This window comes from Vibrio sp. 1978 (assembly GCF_033344345.1).
This window is the reverse complement of the sequence record NZ_JAWPOP010000750.1, coordinates 1-590: the sequence shown is the minus strand read 5'-3', so window position 1 is coordinate 590 and position 590 is coordinate 1. Positions and strand designations below refer to the sequence as shown.

General features: G+C 52.0%; 1 protein-coding gene. It reads right to left on the bottom strand.

All coding sequences use genetic code 11. From position 1 onward, the window contains the following. Positions 1 to 590: flagellar basal body rod protein FlgF (locus R8N49_RS28905; protein WP_318190672.1), on the bottom strand; the 590-nt coding region annotated here is incomplete at both ends.

Sequence of the window (590 nt, the reverse complement as noted above, 5' to 3'; positions counted from 1 at the left end):
TTCTGCAGTTTTCATCATGCGTACTTGCATCTCGAAGTTACGCGTTAGCGACATCACGCCGATCAGCTCATCGATCGCCGATACGTTACTGCCTTCGATGTGTTCTGGTGCCAATTGCACGGTTTCATCCGCTGCGAATGGCACACCATCAACACTGTGAAGCAAGCTGTCGCTCTCTTTTTGCAGCTGATTGATTTCTGGCTTCACCAGTTTCAATGTGCCGACTGCGATTTCTGCACCGCCACCAGGTGGAATGACCGAGACAAGGCCACGCTCACTGATTTCGATTTTTTGATAATCAGGCACCACCAACGGACCGTTTTCACCCACAACCGGGAATCCGTTGATAGACATTGCGCCAAAGGTATCGATTTGAATGTTACCGGCACGCGTGTAAGCCTCGTTACCCGCTGGCGTTTCTACCGCAAGGTAACCTTCACCCATGACGGCAACGTCGAGCGCACGACCTGTTTTCACAACGTCGCCAGAATCAAAACGCGTTGATGCAGAGTTTGTGACCACCATGGTTCGGCCATCAAAGCCCGGGCCTTGTAACTCCACGCTACGAACACGTTCCATATCCGCACGGA